Origin of the sequence: Leptospira ryugenii, assembly GCF_003114855.1 — a bacterium.
Lineage (GTDB): Bacteria > Spirochaetota > Leptospiria > Leptospirales > Leptospiraceae > Leptospira_A > Leptospira_A ryugenii.
Genome location: NZ_BFBB01000007.1, coordinates 185451 through 208340 on the forward strand (window position 1 = coordinate 185451; position 22890 = coordinate 208340).

Genomic DNA, 22890 nt, shown 5'->3' on the forward strand with positions numbered 1-22890 from the left:
TATAAATTACTTGATGGATGTTTTCAATGGTATAAGAACAGCTAGACGAAGTGGAATGCATAGATGAAAAAAAGGACAGTTTACGTACATCAAATTTCGGAAAGGAGGCATACCAGTTTTACATTTTCTAAATGGCAGACTCTTCATATACACGCAAAGATCAGTAGCCATGGGTCAATCTCCACCTACATTGATTTTTTGATCGACCGCTATTGCTCTAGGGTATACGAACTCGCCTTGTACAATCGCGCACTTTTAGACCAAGACACTATCCTTGCAAAAGAGGATACCATGCGCCTCAACTGTATTTTATCTGATACCACATATGATGATCTGTTAGAGCTTTCCTATATTGCTATGGTAAACAGAACCAAGATGTTTCGCATCCTTTTGAATTGGGACACGGAAAGACCTGAACCAAGGGTACGATTGGTAGCCTAACTTTCCATTTCTGCTTCGAGAATTTTTCTAAAATCACTTGGAATCGTACGTTTTGCACCTTCTCTATAATCAAAGTATACCTGTGTTGTTTTGGCTCGGACGTGTTCTATTTTTTTACTTTCATTCCAAATCGAATAGGCAAATTCCCAGGAAGTATTCCCGATCTTTGAGACCCAAATCCGTGCCTCAATTTCGTCTCCTGGCACAACCGAGGCTATTAAGTCCATTTCTACCCTTGCCAGGACAAAGGGAATATCTTCCAAATTTTCAATCTGCAAATACTGTTTGCAAAACCTAAGCCTTGCTATTTCAAGATAACTAGAATAACTAGCATTGTTGACCCTTCTCATCGGATCCATATCATTAAAACGAATTTGAATGGGAGCAGAAATCATACACTCATCCTTTGGATCTCCACTTTTCTGTAACGCATTCTTTCTTCAGGAGTCCGACCCAGGAGAGGTTCTTCTGTTCTTTGGAGGATGTGATTTGTAGGAATCCCCTTCTTTTGAAGGAGAGTGGCTACACTTTTTGTTCTTTCTTTGCAGAGTTTGCGATTCTTGCTTGGATTCCCAGATTGGTCTGCATAGCCAGTTACCAAGTACTGGAAGGGCAAATCTTTTGTTTCGGCCAACCACAAATAAAGTTTTCCTTCTTCTTCTGTCGGTAAACGAGAAAGGCCAGCGCCAAAAAATACATCCAGTTTTGTCCCGAAGGTTGTTTCTACTGTTGAATCTTCTTTTTGTACGGCCTCTTTCCTTTTGATTGGTTTTTTCTTGGGAAATAAAAGATAGAGAAACAATCCAATGGAAAGTAAACCAATCGAATACAAAAAGATGGGATCTATGAGGACTTTCCCATTCTCTTGTTTTTGGATTTTGGGCGAAGGCTTTTTTTCAACTTTAGGGCTGCCTCTTCTCCTTTCTGGGCACCTAATTGTACAGTTTGGAACAAACTCTCTCTTGCCGTCGTTGTTAATTTAACAGGAAGTAATTGGTCAGGTGCGATTGTATGGATCGTCACTCCTTCCGGCGGATCGCTGGCAATCTTTCTTCCAAAGTTGAAATGATGGTGGTGTAATCTTCGCATTAACTTTGCTATCTTCCAATTTCTGGGGAAGGCAAACATACCTGTAAACAATCCTAAAGGTTTAGATATATGTTGGATGGGGGAATTTAAAATGACTACGATCTCCTTATAACCAGCTTCAATCAGATCTTGGACAGGGAGTGGATTTAAAATGGCGGCATCTGAATACAACTTTCCTTCTAACCATTGCCTTCCACGAGTTGCTATCGGCAAGGAAGTCGCAGCTTTTAACAATTCAAAAATATTATTCGAAGTAGCCTTCACATATTCAATGCTATGTGAATGTAAATTGCTAACAGCAATTCTAAATTCGGGAAGACCATTTTTTTCCAAAAACTCTGACTCTAGTCTCACTTTTTTCCGAAAGATAAAATCAACTAGATACTCTTGGTCTAAAAATGTTTTTCCCTTTAATGGATGGAAGACAGAAATCAACTTTCTACCGGAAAGTTCCCTGTACCAGACACTCAAAGCTCGTTTGCTTTTTTCGGGCTCGGGATATTTCATTGTCACATAATAAGCTGCCGAGCAGGCCCCTGAAGAAACACCTACCACCAAATCAAAGTTCTTCGCTCCAAAAAATTGGTTCAGACTGTGTAAGACACCTCCGGAAAAGGCACCTTTCATCCCTCCTCCTTCTACTAATAATGCTCTTTTTGTTCCTTTTGCTTCAGGCAGTTTCAATTCCATAATCCTAATAGATATGAACCTTTATCTCCAAATAGGTTGCAAAAAAATTGAGCTGGAAAAGCTTGAGGAGGAATGTATCGAAGACCAAGTATACATTTCGCTTAGGAGATCATCCAAAATGATGAAGGCAAAAAAAATCATCCTCATGCTGGCACTCAGCTTCCTTCTACCTCTCTTTGCTTCTGACAAAGACTTAGTGATCCAAGACATCAAAGTGGGAAAGGGAAAAGAAGCTTTTTCTGGATCGAATGTGACAGTACATTATGTCGGCAAATTAAAAAATGGAACCAAGTTTGATAGTTCCCGTGACCGAAAGCAACCCTTTGAATTCAATTTAGGGGCCAGAGAAGTGATCCGAGGTTGGGACAAAGGCATCGTTGGCATGAAAGAAGGAGGCATCCGGAAATTGGTCATCCCTCCCGAATTAGGGTATGGCGAACGTGCCGTGGGCTCTATCCCCCCCAATTCTACCTTGGTATTTGAAGTTGAGTTGATAAAGGTTTATTAATTACAACTGAGATACAGATTTATTGCAGCTATTTCAGAAAAAGATTTGATTTGCATGATTTTTTTTAGATGCTTGGCTGAGGTTTCCGTATTCCCCCTAGAGGGACGGGATGCCTGGTCTCTTTATGAAAATCATTCTTCAAGAATCCGACCTAGCCTATGAGCGCATCCTTGACTTCCACGAACGCATCATGGAAGTCATTGCCACCACGGATTCCGATTTGGTTTTAGATTTTTCCAATGTCTCTTTTACCTTGGATAGTGCTGTCATCGGTGAGCTGATGAAGTTTCACAACAATCTCCAAGAGCAAGACCGCAGACTGATCCTCGAAAACACCAATAAACTCACCCGCACTGTATTTCGTCTGAACAAGCTAGATACCATTCTCCACCTTTCCCCTTGATCCAAATTTCAATTCCGATTGGAAAAAAAATTCTAGACAGATTTCTCTTGACATAAAATAGCTTAATATTAAACTATTCAATATAGGAGTGATTATGAAACAATCTCAAATACTTACAACTGCCCTCGTTGCATTCAGTGCTCTCGTACTCAATTGCGGACAAAAACCAGCTCAATTGGCAGGCGATGCTTACCCAGTTGCAAAGGCCTCTGGTACAAACTTCAACCTAGACGTAAACCAATCCAAGATCGAATGGATCGGAGCAAAAGTAAGCATGAAGCACAATGGACTCGTGAATTTAAAATCTGGAAACCTTTCCGCAAAAGGTGGCGAGATCACTTCAGGTAAGTTCATCATCGACCTTCCAAGCCTTGTCAATTCTGACTTAGAGGGAACTTGGAAAGCAAAATTAGAAGGTCACTTGAAGAGTGAAGACTTTTTTAACGTAGAAAAATTTCCAGAAGCTATCTTTGAAATCGCGAGTGTGACAAAGGCAGATAAAGGATATGATGTTAGAGGAAATTTAACCATTAAAGGAATTACAAAAGGTATTTCCTTCCCTGCTGAGATCCAATTCGAAGGGGAAAAGCCAGTTTCTGCAAAAGCCAAAGCTGTGATCAACAGAAAGGATTGGGGAATTGTTTACCCTGGAATGCCTGATGATTTGATCAGTGATACCGTTGAATTTAATTTGAACTTAGTTACCCAATAAGAGAATTCCGATTTCAAAGGCTTGGTAGAGTATACCAAGCCTTTTTTTTTTAATCTACATCAAAGACAGCAGAGTCCACATTTGGATACTTTTGTTGGATATCCGACCACCAGACATCCGTACTAAACGCACCCATTTCTTTAATTTGCCATTTTCCGTTTTTCTTCTCAACCAATGCCTCCACATGACAACAGTCATATGGCATATCTGATTCGGGCAATTGGAGTGCTTTTGAAGTTTTAGATTGCGCATCCAGAAGTAGCCAAGCGTAATTTTTGCTCATTTTGAAATGATTTACAATGAATACAACTTCCAGTCCAAAGTCTTTTTTTACCTTTGAACGCAATAAATCCAAAATTTCTGTTCTTTCCAAAGAATTCGATTGGGTTTTTTGTTTGAGATTGATTACCTCTGCCCCTACTGATACTGTAAATACCCAGAAAATACAAAATAGCATCAATACACGTAACTTCATACTATCTCCTCATAGAAATTCTCTATAGACAAAATAAAATCACCTGCCACTATGTGTTCGGATACTCTTCATGTCAAACGCCGAACACAAGACAGGAAAATTTAGAAGCCTACTCCATATTTCGGCGATCCTCAATGCCAGTTTAGACATCCACCAATTGCTCCCTTTAATTATGCTCTACTCCAAAGATCTTTTAGAGGCTGAGGCTAGTTCTCTGTTTCTTTTGGATTCCGATGACTTTCTCTATTGCGAAGTAGCTCTCGGCGAAAAAGGTGAGATCATACAACAGTATGCTAGACTGGAATTAGGAGAAGGTATTGTTGGCACGGTTGCACAAGAGAAAAAGCCCATAGCATTGGAAGATGCCTACCAAGACCCAAGGTTCAACCCTGAAATGGACAAACGATCAGGCTTTCGCACGAAGTCATTGATTTGTGTCCCCTTATTTGTAGAAGATAAGATCATAGGTACATTAGAAGTTATTAATAAAACAGGTGGCAGGGTTTTTGATGATTTTGACCTGGAGTATCTTTTGGCACTCTCTGAAGTTGCCGCAATTGCGATTCAAAATGCGAGTATCAAAGATAGTCTAGACAAACGGATCCTAGAGTTATCTCTCCTTTATGAATTTGAAAAGTTAACGGTCTCAGAAAAAAGTTTACGTGAATTAGGAACATGGATTCTAGAACGCGTGCTAGACTACCTCGGCGCAACCTCTGGAACCATTTATCTATTAGACAATGAAGCTCAGATACTCAATATTCTTTCCGCCAAGGGCATCCCAGAAGAGGCCTACGACAAAATAAAGGTCCCCGTAGGCACAGGGATAGCAGGTTGGGTGGCCAAGGAAAGACAGGATCTTTTGATCCACAACTTAGATGCAGACCCAAGGTACAACAAACTCTCCCACTATAAATTTGAAGCCAACTCACTCATCTCCTCTCCTTTAGTCTATCATGAAGAGTTATTGGGAGTGATTAGCATCAACAATAAAAAATCAGGTTATGCATTCAACCACTCTGACCTTATACTTCTCTCTACTATCGCGGGTAGATTGAGTAGCACCATCAAAAATGCACAACTATTTCACCAGGTTGTTGACTCTGGAAAAGAGTTAGACCGTGCCAAAAATATCATGACAAAGATCATGCCTTCGGCACTACCTATGACCCCAAAACTTGAGTATGGCATAGCACACATTCCTTTAGAAAAGGTAGGTGGCGATTACTATGATGTAACACAGATTACGGATACAAAGTATTCGATTCTCATTGCCGATATCTCCGGCCATGGTTTATCTGCGGCTGTTCTTGCCGCCATGTCGCATATGGTGATCAAAAATTTTGAACCAGAATTGAAATTAGATCCCTCACAATTTTTAACTACCCTCAATCACATGCTATATGGTAAACTCGCGGGAAATTTTTTAACAGCTTTCTATGGAATTATCGATATAAAAGAGAACACTTTACTTTGTTCCAATGCTGGCCATCACCCTCCTTACCTTCTGCATAAACAAACAAAAGACATCCATCAACTTCCTATCAAAGGGAAGTTACTTGGATTGATTCCCGATTTGTTTTATGAAGAAAAAACCTTCTCATTTTCAGAAGGAGAACGGTTGGTCTTATTTACTGACGGCCTTACAGAGCACGCTAGTCGGGACAAGTCGATTAAATATGATGAAATCCAATTTTCCAAAGAGATCGTAAACAGTGCAGGCCAAAATGCAGAACAAAGTGCCCTTCACCTCGTTGAGGCTGCTCGCAACTTTACCAAAGCAGATACCTTCGACGATGACATAACCCTACTCCTTGTAGACAGAAAGTAAGAAAATAGATTTTTTTTTAATTGCCTTTCGTATATATATCGTAAATTTACGATACACGATGGGATTAAGTAAGCAGAGTTCTTTTACAGAGGATTTCCAAAACCTCGCTCACTTTTCAAAAATGCTTTCGCACCCTGCCAGATTGGAAATACTCAAAGTGCTCGCAGAGCGTCAAACATGTGTTTGCGGAGAAATCGTTGATCTTCTCCCCTTATCACAATCCACAGTCTCCCAACACTTAAAAGATTTAAAATTAGGTGGCTTAGTCCAAGGGGAAATTGAAGGGAAACATTCATGTTATTGTATTAATTGGGAAGCCTTACATGAATTCCATGAATCATATTTAGATTTTTACCAAGAATTACAAAAATTCAAAAAAGAAACAAACTGTTGTTAAGTAGGATAACATATGAAACATATATTAGTTCTTTGTACAGGAAATAGTTGTCGAAGCCAAATGGCTGAAGGTTGGCTTCGCAAATTTGCAGGAGAGAAAGCAAAAGTTTGGAGTGCCGGGATAGAAACTCATGGCGTAAACCCTAGGGCGATCCAAACAATGGCCGAGTATGGAATCGACATATCAAAACATACTTCAAACCATATCAATGAATATAAAGATATCGAGTTTCACTACATCATCACAGTTTGTGACCATGCAAAGGAGAATTGTCCATATTTTCCTTCTATGGCAAAACGATTTCACCATAATTTTTCAGATCCATCAAAACTGAAAGGCAGCGAAGATGAGATCAAAGCAGCATTTCGAGAAACATGCGAAGAAATTCGAGATTATTCTGAGAAGTTTGTCTCTGAAGAGCTTATATAAGTAAAATGAAACAACTTAATTTTTTAGATCGATATTTGAGCCTTTGGATTTTTTTAGCCATTTTGTTTGGCGTAGCAATTGGAAATCTATTTCCAAAGTTTACACTCCTACTCTCTTCATTTAGTATAGGTATCACGAATATTCCTTTGGCAATAGGTTTGATTCTGATGATGTATCCTCCATTGGCAAAAGTAAAATATGAAAATTTACACAATGTATTCAAGGACATCAAATTACTCAGCGTCTCACTCTTTTTAAATTGGGTCATAGGTCCATTGCTTATGTTTTGCTTGGCATATATTTTTTTGGCAGACAGACCGGAATATATGGTGGGCTTGATATTAATCGGACTCGCAAGGTGCATTGCGATGGTCATAGTTTGGAATGACTTAGCAAACGGTGATAGAGAGTATGCGGCTGGTCTCGTTGCGCTCAATAGTTTGTTTCAGGTATTTTTTTATAGCTTCTATGCTATCATTTTCATAACATATTTACCTAAACTGTTTGGATTGCAGAGTTTTGAGATTCATGTTTCTTTTCTGGAAGTTGCAAAAACTGTTTTTATCTATTTAGGAATTCCATTTCTTTTAGGTTTTCTAAGTAGAAAGTATATTATACGATTTTTCTCAAGAGATTTCTTTGAAACCAAATACTTACCAAAAGTCTCTCCGATCACTCTCATAGCATTGTTATTTACGATTATCATAATGTTTTCTTTTAAAGGAGAAATGATATCTCACCTTTTCTACGATATTCTTATTGTGGCGATTCCATTGTTACTTTATTTTTTGATCATGTTTTTGGTAAGCAAACTGATAGGTCGGCTTTTGTCTGTGGAACATGCAAAGGATACAGCCATTGCCTTTACCGCAACTGGAAACAATTTTGAATTGGCAATCGCAGTTGCGATTGCTGTATTTGGATTCGAAAGTAAACAAGCGTTTGCTGGAGTGATCGGACCCTTGGTAGAAGTTCCAGCATTGATTCTCCTAGTTCAACTCAACGATTGGATTTTAAAAAAGTTTCCAAAAAAAACTCAATGATTCTGAGTCCTCTGCATCCATTTCTGGTATCGTTTCGTTAACTTTGCCAAACGCAGTTGGTCGGATACCAAACGCCAAATCGGCGAGATTTTGGTATCTGTGGGTTTATTTTTTGCCATACTTTGCAATTGAAATCGAACCATAGCCATATTTGCTAAACCTTTGAATGTTTTAGACTTCCATTCTAGTTTTGGCAGATTTTTTTCCTTATCATTGATTCCAGATCGCCAATCTTTTGCTAGATGAGGATTGATCGCAAGTGCAGTGGCAATACCTATCATGGGAATCCCATTTTTAAGAACTTCCTCGGCTACTTCTTTACGTTTGATGCCTCCAGTTACCATAACGGGTACTTTGCATTTGGGTTGGACTTGTTTTGCAAATTCGAGAAAATAAGCTTCTCTCGCCAAGGTAGATCCATCCTTAGATTCCCCTTGCATAGCAGGTGCTTCATAGCTACCTCCTGACAATTCGATAAAATGAATTCCTTCTTTTTCAATCCATGCAATTACCTGCAAAGCATCTTCAAACGAAAATCCACCTTTCTGAAAATCTGCGGAGTTTAATTTCACACCAATGGTAAAGGAAGTGGAAACCTTTTTGCGAATGGAGCGAATTACTTCGATCAGAAACTTTGCCCTGTTTTCCAATGAACCACCATACTCATCTGTTCTTCGATTCACTAAGGGAGATAAAAATTGGCTGATCAAATACCCATGGGCTGCATGGATCTCAACTCCATCAAAACCCGCTTTTTCTGCTAACATGGCAGTTATGCCAAATCGTTCTATGGTTTCTAAGATTTCCTCCTTTGCCATCTCTCGAGGGACACCCATCAAATGGCTCAACTTGCCCAAATCCACAGGAATAGCGGAAGGTGCCCATACTTCACCACCTAACTTACGCAATACCTGGCGTCCTGGATGGTTGATTTGCATCCAAATCTTTGAACCATGCTGTTTTGCTCTTTCCGACCAGGTGCGAAACGGGGCAAGGTCAGTCTTCGTTTCTAAGACCACCCCTCCAGGCCCTGTCATTGCCCTGTGGTCAACCATGACATTGCCAGTGATCATTGCCCCCAGTTCTCCCCCAGACCAAGCACTGTAGAGGTTCCAGAGCTGCCCATCGGGCAATAGTTCGGCGTTCGAGAGGTTTTCTTCCATCGCTGCTTTTACAATGCGGCTCTTGATTGTCTGGCCATTGGGAAGGGTAAGGGGAGAAAAAAGATCCATGTGGTATACGTCCTTGGAGACACACTTGACAAATAGGTCAAATTCTGTCAAGTTTGTAAATTAGATGGATGAAAAGAAGATTTTGATACTCGAAAAGGCTGTCCCGGTTTTTTTCCAGTTTGGCTTCAAAAAAACCTCTATGGATGATTTGGCTAAGGCAGCGAATCTTTCGCGGCAGGCACTCTACTTACACTTTCCAAACAAAGAGGAGTTGTTTAAAGAAGCCATCCTCCATCTCTTCCGCAGTTCTTTGGAGGCGGCACTCCTCGCCTTACAAGATCCTCATTTGGAAGATTTGGAAAGATTTGTAAAATCTGTATCCATTTGGGTAGGCCCAAGTGCTGGTAAATGGGATTCACAAAATGCAGATTTGGTGGAGGCTACACAGAGTTTGGTCTCGGATGCTTTTTGTAGTTTAGATCTACAGTTTGGAAAGGCATTGGAAAAAGCACTCGCGGAGTCAAGTTTTGCCTCTGGGCTTGCCGCTCGCAAGCAAAGCTTAGAAGACGTAGCTAAGACAATAGGACTCATTGCAAAAGGCGTACGCCTCAACCTCTCGGGAGATTTTCATGCAAGTCTTAGAACCGCTTTACAGACTCTACTTATTTAAGATGTCGAAATGGATTTAGAGAATAAGGAAAGAAAATCCACTCGGGAGCAAGAACTGCCGAGTGGACGGTTTTTGTTTTAGTCTTTTTTGGAGGCTGCTTCTTTAATTACGTAAGCAGCGATTTCATTTTTCTGGATTTGAGTCGTTCCTTCAAAGATAGTAAGAATCTTTGAATCTCTCATGAGTTTTTCCACTGGATATTCTTTTGTGTATCCATAACCACCAAATAACTGCACTGCGTCCGTTGCGCACTGAACTGCACATTCAGAAGCATATGCTTTTGCAATGGCAGAATACTTTGGAAGGTTAGGGTCATTGGCATCTGAAAGTCGAGCTGCTTTGTAAGTAATTTCACGAGCGGTTTCCAACTTGATAGACATATCAGCCAAAATGTGTTGTACCGCTTGGAAAGTTCCAATCTTTACACCAAACTGCTCACGTTCACGAGCATACTTAGAAGCGTGGTCAAGTGCCGCTTGTGCAACACCAACTCCCATCACCGCAACAAATGGACGAGATGCATTCAATGTTTGGAGCGCGTATACAAAGCCTAAGTTTTCTTTACCAACTAAGTTTTCTTCCGGAACTTCACAGTCTTCGAAAATCACTTGGTGAGTAGAGGATGCTCTAATTCCTAATTTGTCTTCTTTTTTGCCGACAGTTAATCCTTTAGCATCTCTTGGAACATAGAAACAAGATACTCCTCTTGTTCCTCTGTTTTTATCGGTGTAAGCAAACACAGTGAAGGCTTGCGCATCCGATGCTCCCGTGATCCACTGCTTAGCACCGTTGATGATCCATTTATTTCCTTTTTTCTCTGCGCGAGTGGACATACCAGGAACGTCAGACCCAGCACCAGGTTCTGATAAACAGAAAGACACTCCAAATTTTCCGTCTGCAATAGGAGGAAGCCACTTGAGTTTTTGCTCATGAGTAGCACCTTTTAGAATAGGTAGGATTCCCAAACCTGTATAAGCAAATCCTAATGCAATACCCAAGCAGCCACGCGATAGTTCTTCAATCGCCAAACACTGCTCAATCGCACCTAGTCCCCATCCACCATACTCTTCTGGTATGACTAGACCGTTGATCCCCAGCTCAGAACGCATTTTGTTGATAAGTTCAGTTGGGTGTTGGTTTTTTTCATCCCAATGCAACGCTACTTCGTGCGGGATTTCTTTTTTAACAAAATTTCGGACTAGGTCCCTGATTTCAAGCTGCTGCTCTGTGAATTGAGTGTACATTCCGGGAGATTCCTTCTTAGAATGGGATATTAACTACCTTTTTTCGTACGTGCCTTTCTATGCCAAGGGTTTTTCTGTCTTTACAAAGAAGGCTTTTTGTTCTACTCTGCTTGCGATATGAAAGAGAACTCTGTTTCCCAAATTAGCCTCTCTGCTCTGCGGAGATTTACCCTCCTCCTATTCTTCGCTTCTGTCCTCCAGGTATGTTCTGGAAGACCGAGTTATGAACCGAAGCCACTCCCCAAGTATGAAAGCTTTGAATCTTATTTCCAAGCAAAGATCGCGGAAAGTAAGGCAAAAAACCACAGACCTGGCAACGAGGAAAGGTACATCAGCTTCGGAAAGAGAACACCAATCGCTTTTCTATACATCCACGGGTTTGGTGCTTCCCGAGCCGAAGGCGAAGCTGTCATGGAAATTTTAGCAAAAAAATTCAAAGCAAACACATACCTTCTCCGTCTTCCTGGCCACGGAACCAATAAAGAAGACCAAGCAGCACAATCCTTTTCTGATTACCTTGATGCCTCAAGAGAAGCTTTAGAGATGATGCAAAGCCAAGGAGACCGAGTGATTCTCTTTGGTTCCTCTATGGGAGGACTCCTATGCACTTGGCTTGCCGCAGAGTATCCAAACCAAGTCAGTGGAATCGTCCTTGCAAATCCTTTCTATGCACCCGTAGACTCTAGCTTAAATATCCTCAATTACCCAGGCGGATTGACTTTTATCCATCTTTTAAAGGGGAGGGTGCGAAGTACAACCAAACAAAATGACCCAAATGTATTGCCAGAAAGGAATGACTATTGGTATCCAGAGCAGTACTTCTCAGCGCTTGTAGGAGTCAATGATCTGAAAAATTATGCTGCCATTCCGACCGTCTATCAAAAGGTAAATGTGCCTACACTTCTTCTCTACTACTATAAAAATGAAAAGGAACAAGACCCGACTGCAAGTGTTCCCGCAATGCTGAATGCTTATTCGCAATTTGCTGAAACAAAAACAAACCCAAAGAGTAGAAAGGTCGCTATTGAAAATGGTAGGCATGTGTTAATGTCAAAATACATCATTACAGATAAGGCATTGATTGAAAAAGAAACTTCTACCTGGTTAACAGAAGTCTCAAAATCAAAATGAATCCCAATGATCGAATAGCACTTGTTACGGGAGCAAATCGCGGAATTGGGAAACAAGTTGCTCTAGACTTAGCATCTTTGGGAATTCGAGTTGTGGTTGGTTCGCGAAACCTTGAAGAGGGGAAAAAAACCGTAGAAGAGATCGCGGCCAAAGGAGGCTTCGCACAGGTACAGGTTTTAGATGTTAGCGATGATCTTTCCATCCAATCTGTTTTCTCTTTCATCAAACAAACCTTTGGTAGATTGGATATTCTCATCAACAATGCGGGTATCCTCCTTGACCGAGGTACCTTTTTGGAAACAAATCTCCGAGATCTAAACCAAACATTCTTAACCAATGTGCAAGGGCCATTTCGACTAACACAGGTATTTCTTCCGATGATGAAGGAGCAAAATTACGGTCGGATCGTCAATGTAAGTTCTGGGATGGGGCAATTGAGTGAAATGGGAGGCGGTTACCCTGCATACCGCATCTCAAAGGCTGCCATCAATGCGATTACAAAAATTGTTTCGGGAGAGGTGTCTGGACAATCGATTAAGATAAATTCAGTTTGTCCTGGTTGGGTAAAAACAGATATGGGAGGACCAAATGCCTCCCGTTCTGTACAAGCTGGTGCCGAAACTATCGTTTGGGCAGCTTGTCTACCTGCAGAGGGACCAACTGGTAAATTCTTTCGCGATAAAAAGGAAATCCCCTGGTAATGGAGGAAACGGCTGCCCTAGACTGTTCCCAAACTAGGGCTATCGTCTTTTCCCTCTACGAAGGTTGCTTTCACACGTTTTGAAAAAATCATATATGGTACCCAGATAGCGGCGGTTATTATGCTTCTAATCAGTTCGATGTTTGTTTCCACAGAAAAAGTCGTTTCATTTTTTGCAACCAGGGTCACCATATAAGCGTCTAGAGGGATCAAAACAATGGGAACTAAGGCAAATGCAATGTAAGATTTTGGAAATAGATAGTGCTTTTTAAAGAACAAATAAATAAGACCAAAGGAAACAAGGATCATGAGAGCATTGTATCCCATCTCAAACAAAAAAAGAGGCAGCCAAAGTTCATTGTAAGCTTCTGTTCCGGGTGTCGTTAAGTAAGTAAAAGATCCATCTGTGATGAGTTTGTAATATGTCGGTATGATTTCCAATCCTTGCCGAAAAGGAAAAAATACCAATCCTAGACCCACTAATATTAAAAATCCACCTATTCCCTTTATTCTTTCGTTTTCACTCATAGGTATTTAATTTCCTTTTACTGTATTTTGCCATTCTCTTTCTACTTCCACCTCAGGAATCGCATAGATCCTTTGGTCTTTCTGGATTCCTTTTAATTTGTGCTCACCCAGGTCTTCCCAACTAACTCCAATTTGTTCTGCAAATCGTTCTGAAGAAAGAACTGCTTTTTTGAGTTGGCCACACATTCCTGCAATCCGACTGGCTAAATTGACAGCTTCGCCGATAACTGTAAAGTCTAATCTATCTTCAGAACCAATATTTCCATACCGTATTGTGCCCAAATGGAGTCCTACGCCGTGCTCAATCGGAATCTTGTTTTCTGTCGCTCTCTTTCGATTCAAAAGCATCAGGTTTCGGAAGACCTTTCTAACAGCGATCAGAGCTTGGTAGCCAACTCGTTTTTGGTTCTTGGTTTGGTATGGGAAAACGGCTAAAATGCCATCTCCTAGGAGCTTCAAGACTTCTCCGCCCATTTCTTCGATGACGGGAATCACGAGTCCAAAATAAGTATTCAATAAATCGACGATCTCTTGCGGACTTAAGAGCTCGCTAATACCTGAATAATTTCTGATATCAGAAAACCAGATAACAGATGTAATCTCTTCTAAATTTCCCCTATGAATTTTTCCTGAACTGACTCGTTCTCCCGTTGTTTTGCCCAAATATATACCAAGAAGGGTTTTTGTGAGATCATATTGAAGAAAAGTCATCATTTTCAGAGATAGAACACTTAAACTTGCCGATAAAAAATCTTTTTCTTCTTTCGTAAAACCAAATGGTTTTTCCGTAACTAAACTTAAGAATGCATAAGAATTGCCAGCCTGTACAACTGGTACCGCAAAATAAGCAGTAGGTGTAGAATCAGCTAGCTCTTTTAAGATGGGGTAAGGATAATCAACACCATTGTGATCTAAAAAAGAAAAATAATAGGTATTCTTTGTCGAAAGCACATATTGAATAGGGCTGGTGGTAAACTGGTTGGATGCCAACGAACCAACCTTAAATTTTGAGACCTTTACACTTCCATTCTCGTAAGGAAACACAGTCGTAGAAAAAAAAAGCGGATCTGGTTGAGTATAGAGAAGTGGTTCTTTCCCTTTGGGCACCCAAAGATAGGCCATGGTTTCGACTTGCGGGTGTAAGGTCCTAGTTCCGAAATTTCCTCGAGTGATCAAAAAACCGATTTCATTTAGATAGTTCATGTAAGCGTGAATTAAATCTACACCCGATTCACAATCGGATGCAAATTTCAAAAACCAATCTAAGAATTCTTTAACCATACTTATTTGATTTCGATTGTAAGTTCAAATTCACCTTTGAGCACATCCTTTGCACCAGAGACTCCAATAAACACTCGGTATGGGTTGCCTACAGCTCGCAATTCTACAGATTGTGGTTCATTTGGTTTTGTAAAATCCGGAGTTCCTATCCAGCTTGGATGAGATGCCTCGCAACTAACAGCGCCAGTGACATTTGGTGGAATGTACTTGGGATCAAATCCGCTAAATGCATATAGATTGATTCTATGCTTTGGATCCTTTGGTTTCACTGTTATGATCATGGTGCTTTTCTTTGGCAAGTCAGTCCAATAAAACACCTGGTTGCCTTCAAATTCAACATTACGGATTCCAGGCCAACAAGCCATGGAACTCGTCTCTGCCCACTCTAGATCCTCTAATACCTTTCCTAAAGAAAGATCTCCAGAAACCACTATCGATTTCTTTTTGATGGATTTGATATATGTAACACCAGGTACGAGCGCCATAGGATACATACGTTCCTTGCTTACAATTTCATCGTAACTGTCTGAGTAACCATCGTAATGAACCAAGAAACCATTTGTCTCTGACTTCAGAATGGTCGCACTGTATCGTTTGTTAGTTTTGGGATCCAAGACATCAACTCGATCCCCAACTTGGTAGTTTGCTTCTGAGAAAATAGGGCTGAGGCTGTACGCGAGTAAAAGTAGAAAAATAGATAACTTCATGGTCATCTCCTAGTTGAATTCAAAAAAAATATCGAATATTCGAATTTATGCAACTTCCTTTCCTCTTCCTGCTTGAAGAATTTCAAACCATTCGATTCGTGAAATTTCGAAAGAAAAGGATTTTGATGCACTAATGATCCTATCGATATCATTTGTTCCCAAAACGGGGATAAGCCCAGCGGGGTGGACACGAAACCATGCATAAAGGATTTGATCAGGAGAGACTGCATAACGCTTTGCAATCTCACTTAATGTCTCAAATAAGGCTTTTGCTCTTTCCTCGTTTGGTTTAAAAATGCGTCCACCTGCAGTAGGTGACCAAACCATGGCTTTGCATTTGCTTTCAAATAATTGGTCAATTGTTCCATCAAATAGTGCATTCGAAACCAGAGGACTTAACTCTATTTGGTTGGTCACAAGCGGTTTGGAATACGCGGATTGTAAGAGAGAGAATTGACTAGTTGTGAAATTGGAGACTCCGAAATGTTTGACCTTTCCTTCTTTGCTTAGACTCAAAAAACTCTCTGCAATTTCTTCAGGGTCCATCAAAGGGTCAGGCCTATGGATTAAAACCAAATCCAGTGAATCAAGACCAAGTTTTCTGAGTGATCTTTCAACCGAATAACGAATATGAGCTGCGCTTGTATTGTAATGTTTGGTCTTAAATTTTTTGCCAGGGATCTGAATCCCACACTTAGTAATGATTTTTAATCGAGAATATAAGGATGGTTCTTCTTTTAAGGCAGCACCAAACAATTCTTCATTTCCAAAGTCTCCATAAATATCAGCATGATCGAAAGTATCAATTCCCTGCTCCAAACAAGTATGTATCTTTTCTAAAATGCGTTTCGGAGAAGAGCCTAGTGGATCTTCATGCATCCTCCAAATTCCATAGACTAAGGAAGAAATTTTGGGACCATTACTGTGTAATGTGGTCTGTGGTACTGTCATTTGCGTTGGCCTGTTGTTAATGGTGTGACTGGTGTGTGTTTGGGTTTACGATTTTGTGCCTCAGCAAAATTAACTGTTTTTAAATTTGGCAATACTGTTTTGGCAAAAATTTCACTTTCAGGCATCAAGGGATAACCAGAAAAAATGAACGCTCTGATTCCCATTTTGATGTATTTCTGTATTTTTTCATACACTTGCTCTGGGGTTCCCACAATTGCAGAACCGCAACCTGATCTTGCTAGGCCTATTCCGGACCAAATGTACGGTTCAATAAAAAGATCGGTATCAGCATTTTTTCGGAGTTCGTCTTGTCTTTTCACTCCGGCAGATTGGCTATCCAAAGCACGGTGTTTGATTTCATTGGCCTCATTGAGATTTATTTTGGATAGCAGTTGTTTGGCGGCATCTCTTGCATCTTTCTCTGTATCTCGGATGATTAAATGGATACGTAAACCAAAGTCTATCTTTCGCCCAAATCTTTGAGCTCTCTCACTTAAATCAGTCATGGTGGCTGTTAGTCTCTCTTCTGTTTCTGGCCACATTAAGAATACATCACAAAACTCTGCGCATAGTTCCCTTGCATCCTCTGAGATGCCTCCAAAGTAAAGTAAAGGTCCTCCGTTTTCTTGGTAGGATTTCACAGGGTCTGCGGAAAGTTTGAACTGGTAATGTTTTCCTTGGAAATGAATTTCTTCTTGGGTCCAACCCTGTTGCAAAATCTGTATCACTTCCTTGGAAATCTCATACCGAGTTTTTGAATCACGAACCGTTCCTGGGAGATCCGAGGAGATGATATTGATATTTAATCTACCCTTTAACATATGATCTAGAGTCGAGAGAGTCCTGGCAAGCATGGGAGGATGGATCTCGCCACACCGAATAGCCGTTAGGAGAGAGATTTGATGGGTAAAAGTAGAAGCTGCCGCCGCAAATGCCAGAGTATCTTGGCCTGTTTGGTAAGATGAAGGCAATAGGATATTCTGAAACCCAAGGCGATCTGCCTGCCGTATGATATCGGAACAGTGTTCGAAACTAGAACGAAGGGATCCTTCGGGGACACCCAGATATTCATAATCGCCATTGCAAAGATCACAAAACCAGGCAACCTCGACCAATTCCTCAGGAGATCGGATGATAGGAGATGACATAGACTCTAAAAAGTCGAAAATCTAAGGAAATACAAGAGAAAATACTTTCCTATCCCGAATTCACTTGCCTCAAATGAAAAAAAAATTCAATATGACGAAATAATTATCTGCTATGTTAACTAGTCTTGATTTCGGATTCTTTGCCTTTACCTTCCTTTTGGTACTCCTCATCGGCATCTATGCTGGTCGCAAGGAATCCGATGCGAACGATTACTTTTTGGGTGGGAGGTCTCTCCCTTGGTGGGCGGTGGCAGGCTCACTCTTCGGAACCAATGTTTCCGCCAATCATTTAGTAGGAATGTTGGGGATTGGGTTTTCTGTAGGCTTTGCCCAGAGCCATTATGAATTTGGTTCCATACTTGCCATTTACCTCCTCGCCTTTGTCTTTCTGCCTCTGTTCCGTAAACAAAAACTATATACGCTTTCGCAATTTTTAGAGGTAAAGTTTGGGAAAGAAACTGCCCGTATCTATTCTGGTCTTTGTATTTTGCTCATCATTATACAAATGACTGGCGCACTTTATATAGGTGCGCGGAGTTTTCTTCCCTTTCTTCAGATATCAGGCATATCCTTTTCGTATTCGGAACTTGTATTGATCATTTCCTTTACCTCCACAATCTACACATGGTTTGGTGGACTTAAGTCTGTTGTCTATACAGATGTAATCCAAACCGTCTTGATCTTATTATCAGGATTGTTGTTATTTTATTTGGCTCTAAATAGGCCAGAGGTCGGGGGCTTCAATGCCTTGTTACTCAAGGAAAGTTTGCGTGGAGATGAGTTAAGTAAAATGAACCTTTACCTACCAAGCAATCATCCCATATTACCTTGGTCAGGTGCTTTAAGTGGGTTATTTCTTTTGCATATCTTCTATTGGAATACAAATCAATATGTTGTCCAGAGAACTTTAGGTGCCAGAAATATGAAGGAAGCAAGATTAGGAATCCTTACTGGCGGATTTTTGAAATTGAGCATTCCTTTTTTTTCAATTTTAACAGGAGTAGCTGCCTACCAAATATGGTCTGCGAACCCAAATCTACAAGAGATTGATCCCGATGAAACATTCTCTCGACTAGTTGTTTTAGTTGTACCTGTTGGCTATGGTTTGATTGGTATCATCCTTGCAGGGCTCTTGGGAGCAATTTTTTCTAGCATAGATTCAATGTTACATTCAGCGGCTACTCTCTTTACCATTGATTTTTTTAAACCCTACCGTGAGCACATCGGAAAACCAAGCTCTGATCAATTGGATATGAGAGTAGGAAGAATCTTTCTTCTCCTTTTTTCAATACTGGTAACTGCATTTGCTTTATTCTTGGTGAATCCAAAATCAAAAGATAACTTCTTTATTGAACTTTCCAGCCAAAGTTCTCATTTTACACCAGCACTATTGGCATCTTTTATATTGGGTATGTTGGGCTATAAAATCCACCAAAAAATTGTTGTTAGTCTATATATCATAATGCCTCTAGTCAGCCTTATCTCTCCGACTCTTTACGAATTACTGGGGAATGAGACAATCTTTCACGTCTTTGGGTCAAAACTCAATTTTTTGCATCGAGTACTTTTGGTTTTCTCAATTTCCATAGCAGTCATGTATGTTTTTCGTATTCGAGAACCTAAAAAAGTGAGATCCTATAATCATAAGACATTGTGGATAGGCCTTTCTATTTTTTTATTGATTCTCGTTTTATTGAGAATTGTAAGTCCCTCATTCAAAGTATGGTGGGCTTTCTCGGGTGGAATCTCGATCTTTGGGCTATTTCTTTTTGTTTCTTGGCGAACAAACCAAACCAAAATTACTTTTGAAAATCTTTATCGAAAAAAAGACCGTTGGTTGTTTGGATTGTTGTTAGGTCTGACGTTTTTCTTTTATTTATACTTCTAAGGCTTCCTAATTCTAGGAAGCCTTAGCAAAGTTCTTATTTCAATTTTGCATCCAATCTTTTTTTGACTGCATCCATAAATTGAAATGTATCCAATTCTTTTTTGCTAGATGCTGTCGAAAGAGAGAGAAGGTCTTTTGTCATTTCACCGCCTTCAATGGTTTCAATGATCGCTTCTTCCAATTTCTTAGCAAAATTCACAACATCAGGAGTTCCGTCCAATTCTCCACGTTTGGCGATGGCACCCGTCCATGCAAAGATTGATGCCACGGAGTTTGTAGAAGTAGTTTCTCCCTTTTGGTATTTACGGTAGTGGCGAGTCACTGTTCCATGTGCAGCTTCGTATTCGTACTTTCCATCAGGAGAAACAAGTACTGAGGTCATAAGTCCCAAGGAACCAAATCCTGAGGCAACCATATCAGACATCACATCTCCATCGTAATTCATAAGTGCCCAAAGTTGACCGCCCTCATTCTTTACAATTTGCGCAACTGCATCATCGATTAGGTAGTAGTTATAAGAAATGCCTGCGGCTTTCAATTCAGCATCTCTTTCAACAGACATTTTGTCGAAAATTTCGCGGAATCTAGCATGGTATTTTTTGGAAATCGTATCTTTCGTTGCAAACCAGATACTGATTTTTTCAGAGAGAGCATAGTTGAAACAAGCCTTAGCAAAAGAAGTGATAGAATCATCCAAATTGTGCATTGCGAGTGCAACACCTGAACCTTTGTATTCGTTTACTAACAATCTTTGCTTTTCCTTACCGGAGGCATCTGTATATACAAGTTCAACCTTTCCTGGGCCATCCACGATCATTTCAACATCGCGGTAGATGTCTCCATATGCATGTCGGCCAATTGCAATCGGCTTTTTCCAGGAGTTTACAGCAGCAGGAATGTTTTTGATAATGATAGGTTTTCTAAATACCGTTCCGTCGAGAATGGCACGGATTGTTCCATTTGGTGATTTCCATTCTTGTTTTAGATTGTATTCTTTGACTCTGTCTGCGTTAGGAGTGATCGTTGCACACTTTACACCTACACCATGTTTTTGGATTGCTTTAGCAGAATCCACTGTGACTTTATCATCTGTTTTGTCTCTATATTCAACACCAAGATCATAATACTCCAGATTGATATCTAAATACGGATGGATGAAGCGATCCTTAATTTCTTTCCAGATGATCCTTGTCATCTCATCGCCATCTAGCTCAACTAACGGTGTTTTTACTTTTATTTTGCTCATTTCATTCTCCTGAAAATTCTCTACCTATTTTTGATTCGCTTATGATTCCGATTTTATAAATGGTACGATGTGTTCATTCCAGAGTCTATGGCAAAACTCAGTGGAATGATTGATGGCACCAGGTATGGTATAGATACCCGTTAAAGAAGTGTATCTTTTTTTGTAAGCCTCTGCTTCCGAAATTTGACCCAGTTTCTCTTCTATCTTTACAAGAGTCATACGCCATTCTTTCATAATTCTAGTTCTCTCTCGGTCTGATTCTGGAATTTTTAAATCAGCCGCCCTTTGGATTGAAATATCCAGAAAGTGAAGGGGAAAGGCTGGAGGTGTAAACTTGTCCCTGATTTCAACAAGGTCTTTTTCAATGTCCAATTCTTCAATCTTAGATCGGAAGAAGAAAGTAGAGAGAGCCATAGAAGCAGGGAGATAGAAGGCAAAATTTCGATCAAAGGCGGCCATCTGCGAAACGGCCCAAGCAACCGATTTGGCTTGGGGGCTTGGAACTCTTTCCCAATCTTCCCTGCTGATGGAGGCTATTTTTTGGAAACAGTACTGAGTGAAACGGAGTTTTTCGATCCAGAAAATTTCTATAATTGAGGGAATCATGTCCGTTTCGTTCATTTTTACGAAAGGAAACATTTTTTCAAGTGAGAATCTTTTTTCCGAACAAAAGCTTCTCTTTTCGACCCTCTTCTTTCGTAGGAGGCCTTAGCATGAGCGAGTCTGAGGAATGCTGGTACGAACTAACAGATCGGATAGATGAATTTCAAAATATCCTGAGAATTTTGAATCATTATTATGAGATGCTCTCGACCAAGGTGAGTCCTCTTTTCCAATTTAGAAAAGAGGTAGCAGGATTGGCAAGTGACCAAGTGCAAATCTTTCTCTCACCCTTGGGAAAGTATGAGTTCCAAATCGCCTGTAAGGTTCCCAAACAGAATCGTTGCGAAACCTGGATCCATCTAGATGGAATCCAAGAAGAACGTGATCGATTGCAAGCAAATGGAATCCATGAACATCCAGTATTTCAAATCGTATGTTTGAATGACCTCTTCCAAGCTTCCACGGTGCCTTGCACAAATCCTTTGTTAACACAAAAAAAAGTAGCAAATGGAGACTGAGGGTGTATATATTGCGGAATGTTTTTCCTCCTATTTCCCGTTGTCTTCCTAAGTTTTCTCTTTCCTTTAGCTGCAGACGACAAACCTACGCAGGCAATTCGTCCCAACCTAGCAAGCGACTTTAGAACTCAGCTCTATAAAGATGAAGGGTATCTCCAAGCCTGGAATTTCTCTTTCCAAAACCAGGATTACAAAGTTTTTTTAACCTTTTTGGTCAGTAATTTCGGACCCGGAAGCAAAAACAATGGGATGAGTGTTTTGGTTAAACACAAAAACAAAGACTTGTACTACAGCACACAAGAGTTTGGTGAAGATGAATATTCAATGAAACCTGGCCAATTTTTCCAACAGAGTGGCGAAAATTGGATGGCTTTTAAAGAGGGAAAGTATGTGCTCCATATGGTGTTTCCTGATTGGATCTTTGATTTAGAATTCAGTCCCACTCTCAAATCAGGAATAGCTATTTCTGGGGGCAAACTGTATTTAGGTGACAAAGAAAGATTTATACAAGCAGATATCCCACTCTCCTATGCAAATGTGAAAGGGTATATTTTTTACAAAGGATTGCCAGAAGAAGTGAAAGGTGTAGGAGGTATGGAACACCTTTTAACAAATTATGAAGTTTATAAATTCTCAAAAAAATGGGAAATCGTGAGAAGCCAAACCAAAGAGGGAACGAGAATTCTAGCCGGCGGATTTATGGGTTCAGAAATCATTCCAGGAGGGTTTTTTCGGAAAGTAGGTCTTATCTCCAAATCAGGTGAGATCTTGTTGGATGGAACTGTATCCAAAATTGAAATTCTTGAAACAGAAAAAGATCTCGTTTCTGGCTATACTTTACCAAAAAAGGAAAAACTTTATTTGAATGAAAGAGATGATTGCCATCTAACAATTGAAAGAAAGCAAACAATAGGCTCTATGAGCGCCTTAGAAAATATCTCTGCCCTCTTACGTTTTTTTATTGGATTGTTTTTTACAAAACCATACCAGGTACATTCCGATGTAGAGATGAGCATTCATTGTGGGGATTTCCAACAAAAAGCAAAAGGGATTCACTCTTATTATTTGATCAATGAATGAATCTT

At 40.2% G+C, this 22890-nt stretch carries 27 protein-coding genes; 14 read left to right on the forward strand and 13 right to left on the reverse strand.

Features of this window, described 5'->3' with window-relative positions; all coding sequences use genetic code 11:
- The first annotated feature begins 63 nt into the window (after positions 1–63).
- A complete protein-coding gene (locus DI060_RS11970; protein ID WP_108976894.1) occupies positions 64–441 on the forward strand; it encodes a hypothetical protein in 378 nt (125 codons plus the stop codon).
- On the opposite strand, the gene DI060_RS11975 is transcribed toward DI060_RS11970, so the two are convergent.
- From DI060_RS11975 to DI060_RS11985, 3 genes are read right to left on the reverse strand one after another with little or no spacing between them, the layout of a single operon-like run.
- Entirely contained in the window at positions 438–836 is a 399-nt protein-coding gene (locus DI060_RS11975) for an acyl-CoA thioesterase (RefSeq protein ID WP_108976896.1), read from the reverse strand. The two genes, DI060_RS11970 and DI060_RS11975, sit on opposite strands and share 4 nt — an antisense overlap.
- Positions 833–1273, reverse strand: coding sequence for an OmpA family protein (locus tag DI060_RS11980; protein ID WP_167836994.1), 441 nt, complete (start codon positions 1271–1273; stop codon positions 833–835). Before DI060_RS11980 ends, DI060_RS11975 begins: the two co-directional genes overlap by 4 nt.
- A gap of 11 nt (positions 1274–1284) precedes the next feature.
- Positions 1285–2214 carry a patatin-like phospholipase family protein gene (locus tag DI060_RS11985; protein WP_209452040.1) on the reverse strand — a complete coding sequence of 310 codons (930 nt, stop codon included), beginning with the start codon at positions 2212–2214 and terminating at the stop codon, positions 1285–1287.
- Positions 2215–2341: 127 nt separating this feature from the next.
- On the opposite strand from DI060_RS11985, the gene DI060_RS11990 reads away from it, so the two are divergent.
- The 3 genes from DI060_RS11990 to DI060_RS12000 all read left to right on the forward strand — a co-directional run bounded on the left by DI060_RS11990 (position 2342) and on the right by DI060_RS12000 (position 3843).
- On the forward strand, positions 2342–2728 hold the full coding sequence (locus tag DI060_RS11990; protein ID WP_108977149.1) for an FKBP-type peptidyl-prolyl cis-trans isomerase: 387 nt from the start codon (positions 2342–2344) through the stop codon (positions 2726–2728).
- A 124-nt stretch (positions 2729–2852) separates the two neighbouring features.
- Positions 2853–3131, forward strand: a complete 279-nt coding sequence (locus tag DI060_RS11995; RefSeq protein WP_108977151.1) for an STAS domain-containing protein — start codon at positions 2853–2855, stop codon at positions 3129–3131.
- 94 nt (positions 3132–3225) lie between these two features.
- Positions 3226–3843: a YceI family protein gene (locus DI060_RS12000; protein ID WP_108976902.1), complete on the forward strand. Its 618-nt coding sequence runs from the start codon at positions 3226–3228 to the stop codon at positions 3841–3843.
- 49 nt (positions 3844–3892) lie between these two features.
- Here DI060_RS12000 and DI060_RS12005 read toward each other — a convergent pair whose 3' ends face one another.
- Positions 3893–4318: a hypothetical protein gene (locus DI060_RS12005; RefSeq protein WP_108976904.1), complete on the reverse strand. Its 426-nt coding sequence runs from the start codon at positions 4316–4318 to the stop codon at positions 3893–3895.
- 70 nt (positions 4319–4388) lie between these two features.
- On the opposite strand from DI060_RS12005, the gene DI060_RS12010 reads away from it, so the two are divergent.
- The 4 genes from DI060_RS12010 (at position 4389) to arsB (ending at position 8018) form a co-directional block, all read left to right on the forward strand.
- Positions 4389–6149 carry a GAF domain-containing SpoIIE family protein phosphatase gene (locus tag DI060_RS12010; protein WP_108976907.1) on the forward strand — a complete coding sequence of 587 codons (1761 nt, stop codon included), beginning with the start codon at positions 4389–4391 and terminating at the stop codon, positions 6147–6149.
- Positions 6150–6306: 157 nt separating this feature from the next.
- Positions 6307–6546: an ArsR/SmtB family transcription factor gene (locus DI060_RS12015; protein ID WP_439956914.1), complete on the forward strand. Its 240-nt coding sequence runs from the start codon at positions 6307–6309 to the stop codon at positions 6544–6546.
- Positions 6547–6558: 12 nt separating this feature from the next.
- A complete protein-coding gene (locus DI060_RS12020; protein ID WP_108976912.1) occupies positions 6559–6975 on the forward strand; it encodes an arsenate reductase ArsC in 417 nt (138 codons plus the stop codon).
- Between the two features lie 5 nt (positions 6976–6980).
- Positions 6981–8018, forward strand: a complete 1038-nt coding sequence (gene arsB / locus DI060_RS12025; protein WP_108976914.1) for an ACR3 family arsenite efflux transporter — start codon at positions 6981–6983, stop codon at positions 8016–8018.
- Here arsB and DI060_RS12030 read toward each other — a convergent pair.
- A complete protein-coding gene (locus DI060_RS12030; protein WP_108977153.1) occupies positions 8012–9250 on the reverse strand; it encodes an NADH:flavin oxidoreductase/NADH oxidase family protein in 1239 nt (412 codons plus the stop codon). The two genes, arsB and DI060_RS12030, sit on opposite strands and share 7 nt — an antisense overlap.
- A 64-nt stretch (positions 9251–9314) precedes the next feature.
- On the opposite strand from DI060_RS12030, the gene DI060_RS12035 reads away from it, so the two are divergent.
- Positions 9315–9860, forward strand: a complete 546-nt coding sequence (locus DI060_RS12035) for a TetR/AcrR family transcriptional regulator (RefSeq protein ID WP_108976916.1) — start codon at positions 9315–9317, stop codon at positions 9858–9860.
- A gap of 77 nt (positions 9861–9937) precedes the next feature.
- On the opposite strand, the gene DI060_RS12040 is transcribed toward DI060_RS12035, so the two are convergent.
- Positions 9938–11104: an acyl-CoA dehydrogenase family protein gene (locus DI060_RS12040; protein WP_108976918.1), complete on the reverse strand. Its 1167-nt coding sequence runs from the start codon at positions 11102–11104 to the stop codon at positions 9938–9940.
- A gap of 117 nt (positions 11105–11221) precedes the next feature.
- Between DI060_RS12040 and DI060_RS12045 the strand changes: the two genes are divergently transcribed.
- Complete coding sequence (locus tag DI060_RS12045) at positions 11222–12235, forward strand: alpha/beta hydrolase (protein ID WP_108976920.1); 1014 nt, start codon at positions 11222–11224, stop codon at positions 12233–12235.
- The gene (locus tag DI060_RS12050) at positions 12232–12936 is read left to right on the forward strand and encodes an SDR family oxidoreductase (protein ID WP_108976922.1); all 705 of its coding nucleotides are present in this window, start codon (positions 12232–12234) and stop codon (positions 12934–12936) included. The genes DI060_RS12045 and DI060_RS12050 overlap by 4 nt, the downstream gene beginning before the upstream one ends.
- A gap of 17 nt (positions 12937–12953) precedes the next feature.
- On the opposite strand, the gene DI060_RS12055 is transcribed toward DI060_RS12050, so the two are convergent.
- The 5 genes from DI060_RS12055 to DI060_RS12075 are packed head-to-tail and all read right to left on the reverse strand — an operon-like array spanning position 12954 to position 17550.
- Entirely contained in the window at positions 12954–13463 is a 510-nt protein-coding gene (locus DI060_RS12055; RefSeq protein ID WP_108976924.1) for a DUF2569 domain-containing protein, read from the reverse strand.
- A 6-nt stretch (positions 13464–13469) separates the two neighbouring features.
- A complete protein-coding gene (locus DI060_RS12060; protein ID WP_108976926.1) occupies positions 13470–14744 on the reverse strand; it encodes an adenylate/guanylate cyclase domain-containing protein in 1275 nt (424 codons plus the stop codon).
- Positions 14745–14746: 2 nt separating this feature from the next.
- Positions 14747–15451 carry an MBT domain-containing protein gene (locus tag DI060_RS12065; RefSeq protein WP_108976928.1) on the reverse strand — a complete coding sequence of 235 codons (705 nt, stop codon included), beginning with the start codon at positions 15449–15451 and terminating at the stop codon, positions 14747–14749.
- A 45-nt stretch (positions 15452–15496) separates the two neighbouring features.
- On the reverse strand, positions 15497–16402 hold the full coding sequence (locus DI060_RS12070; protein ID WP_108976930.1) for an aldo/keto reductase: 906 nt from the start codon (positions 16400–16402) through the stop codon (positions 15497–15499).
- A complete protein-coding gene (locus DI060_RS12075; RefSeq protein WP_108976932.1) occupies positions 16399–17550 on the reverse strand; it encodes an LLM class flavin-dependent oxidoreductase in 1152 nt (383 codons plus the stop codon). The genes DI060_RS12070 and DI060_RS12075 overlap by 4 nt, the downstream gene beginning before the upstream one ends.
- Positions 17551–17662: 112 nt before the next feature.
- On the opposite strand from DI060_RS12075, the gene DI060_RS12080 reads away from it, so the two are divergent.
- Positions 17663–19438: an SLC5 family protein gene (locus DI060_RS12080; protein WP_108976934.1), complete on the forward strand. Its 1776-nt coding sequence runs from the start codon at positions 17663–17665 to the stop codon at positions 19436–19438.
- Positions 19439–19472: 34 nt separating this feature from the next.
- Here the strand turns inward: DI060_RS12080 and DI060_RS12085 are convergent, their stop codons facing one another.
- Together DI060_RS12085 and DI060_RS12090 are read right to left on the reverse strand one after the other, a co-directional pair.
- Positions 19473–20684 (reverse strand): NADP-dependent isocitrate dehydrogenase, encoded by a 1212-nt coding sequence (locus tag DI060_RS12085; protein WP_108976936.1) that lies wholly within the window; start codon positions 20682–20684, stop codon positions 19473–19475.
- A 39-nt stretch (positions 20685–20723) separates the two neighbouring features.
- Positions 20724–21290, reverse strand: a complete 567-nt coding sequence (locus DI060_RS12090; RefSeq protein ID WP_244594381.1) for a hypothetical protein — start codon at positions 21288–21290, stop codon at positions 20724–20726.
- A 107-nt stretch (positions 21291–21397) separates the two neighbouring features.
- Here DI060_RS12090 and DI060_RS12095 point away from each other — a divergent pair, with 107 nt between their 5' ends.
- Both DI060_RS12095 and DI060_RS12100 read left to right on the forward strand, forming a co-directional pair.
- Positions 21398–21805: an LIC_13246 family protein gene (locus tag DI060_RS12095; protein WP_108977155.1), complete on the forward strand. Its 408-nt coding sequence runs from the start codon at positions 21398–21400 to the stop codon at positions 21803–21805.
- A gap of 18 nt (positions 21806–21823) precedes the next feature.
- Positions 21824–22885: a hypothetical protein gene (locus tag DI060_RS12100; protein ID WP_108976940.1), complete on the forward strand. Its 1062-nt coding sequence runs from the start codon at positions 21824–21826 to the stop codon at positions 22883–22885.
- Positions 22886–22890: the final 5 nt, after the last annotated feature.

Coding starts and splice junctions, on each gene's coding strand:
- DI060_RS12095 (WP_108977155.1), top strand. CDS start 21,398: ATGAGCGAGTCTGAGGAATGCTGGTACGAACTAACAGATCGGATAGAT.
- DI060_RS11970 (WP_108976894.1), top strand. CDS start 64: ATGAAAAAAAGGACAGTTTACGTACATCAAATTTCGGAAAGGAGGCAT.
- DI060_RS12065 (WP_108976928.1), bottom strand. CDS start 15,451: ATGAAGTTATCTATTTTTCTACTTTTACTCGCGTACAGCCTCAGCCCT.
- DI060_RS12030 (WP_108977153.1), bottom strand. CDS start 9,250: ATGGATCTTTTTTCTCCCCTTACCCTTCCCAATGGCCAGACAATCAAG.
- DI060_RS12050 (WP_108976922.1), top strand. CDS start 12,232: ATGAATCCCAATGATCGAATAGCACTTGTTACGGGAGCAAATCGCGGA.
- DI060_RS12090 (WP_244594381.1), bottom strand. CDS start 21,290: ATGATTCCCTCAATTATAGAAATTTTCTGGATCGAAAAACTCCGTTTC.
- DI060_RS12035 (WP_108976916.1), top strand. CDS start 9,315: ATGGATGAAAAGAAGATTTTGATACTCGAAAAGGCTGTCCCGGTTTTT.
- DI060_RS12000 (WP_108976902.1), top strand. CDS start 3,226: ATGAAACAATCTCAAATACTTACAACTGCCCTCGTTGCATTCAGTGCT.
- DI060_RS12010 (WP_108976907.1), top strand. CDS start 4,389: ATGTCAAACGCCGAACACAAGACAGGAAAATTTAGAAGCCTACTCCAT.
- DI060_RS11995 (WP_108977151.1), top strand. CDS start 2,853: ATGAAAATCATTCTTCAAGAATCCGACCTAGCCTATGAGCGCATCCTT.
- DI060_RS12040 (WP_108976918.1), bottom strand. CDS start 11,104: ATGTACACTCAATTCACAGAGCAGCAGCTTGAAATCAGGGACCTAGTC.
- DI060_RS12070 (WP_108976930.1), bottom strand. CDS start 16,402: ATGACAGTACCACAGACCACATTACACAGTAATGGTCCCAAAATTTCT.
- DI060_RS12055 (WP_108976924.1), bottom strand. CDS start 13,463: ATGAGTGAAAACGAAAGAATAAAGGGAATAGGTGGATTTTTAATATTA.
- DI060_RS12060 (WP_108976926.1), bottom strand. CDS start 14,744: ATGGTTAAAGAATTCTTAGATTGGTTTTTGAAATTTGCATCCGATTGT.
- DI060_RS12045 (WP_108976920.1), top strand. CDS start 11,222: ATGAAAGAGAACTCTGTTTCCCAAATTAGCCTCTCTGCTCTGCGGAGA.
- DI060_RS12075 (WP_108976932.1), bottom strand. CDS start 17,550: ATGTCATCTCCTATCATCCGATCTCCTGAGGAATTGGTCGAGGTTGCC.
- DI060_RS12020 (WP_108976912.1), top strand. CDS start 6,559: ATGAAACATATATTAGTTCTTTGTACAGGAAATAGTTGTCGAAGCCAA.
- DI060_RS11975 (WP_108976896.1), bottom strand. CDS start 836: ATGATTTCTGCTCCCATTCAAATTCGTTTTAATGATATGGATCCGATG.
- DI060_RS12085 (WP_108976936.1), bottom strand. CDS start 20,684: ATGAGCAAAATAAAAGTAAAAACACCGTTAGTTGAGCTAGATGGCGAT.
- DI060_RS12100 (WP_108976940.1), top strand. CDS start 21,824: ATGTTTTTCCTCCTATTTCCCGTTGTCTTCCTAAGTTTTCTCTTTCCT.
- DI060_RS12080 (WP_108976934.1), top strand. CDS start 17,663: ATGTTAACTAGTCTTGATTTCGGATTCTTTGCCTTTACCTTCCTTTTG.
- arsB (WP_108976914.1), top strand. CDS start 6,981: ATGAAACAACTTAATTTTTTAGATCGATATTTGAGCCTTTGGATTTTT.
- DI060_RS12005 (WP_108976904.1), bottom strand. CDS start 4,318: ATGAAGTTACGTGTATTGATGCTATTTTGTATTTTCTGGGTATTTACA.
- DI060_RS11990 (WP_108977149.1), top strand. CDS start 2,342: ATGAAGGCAAAAAAAATCATCCTCATGCTGGCACTCAGCTTCCTTCTA.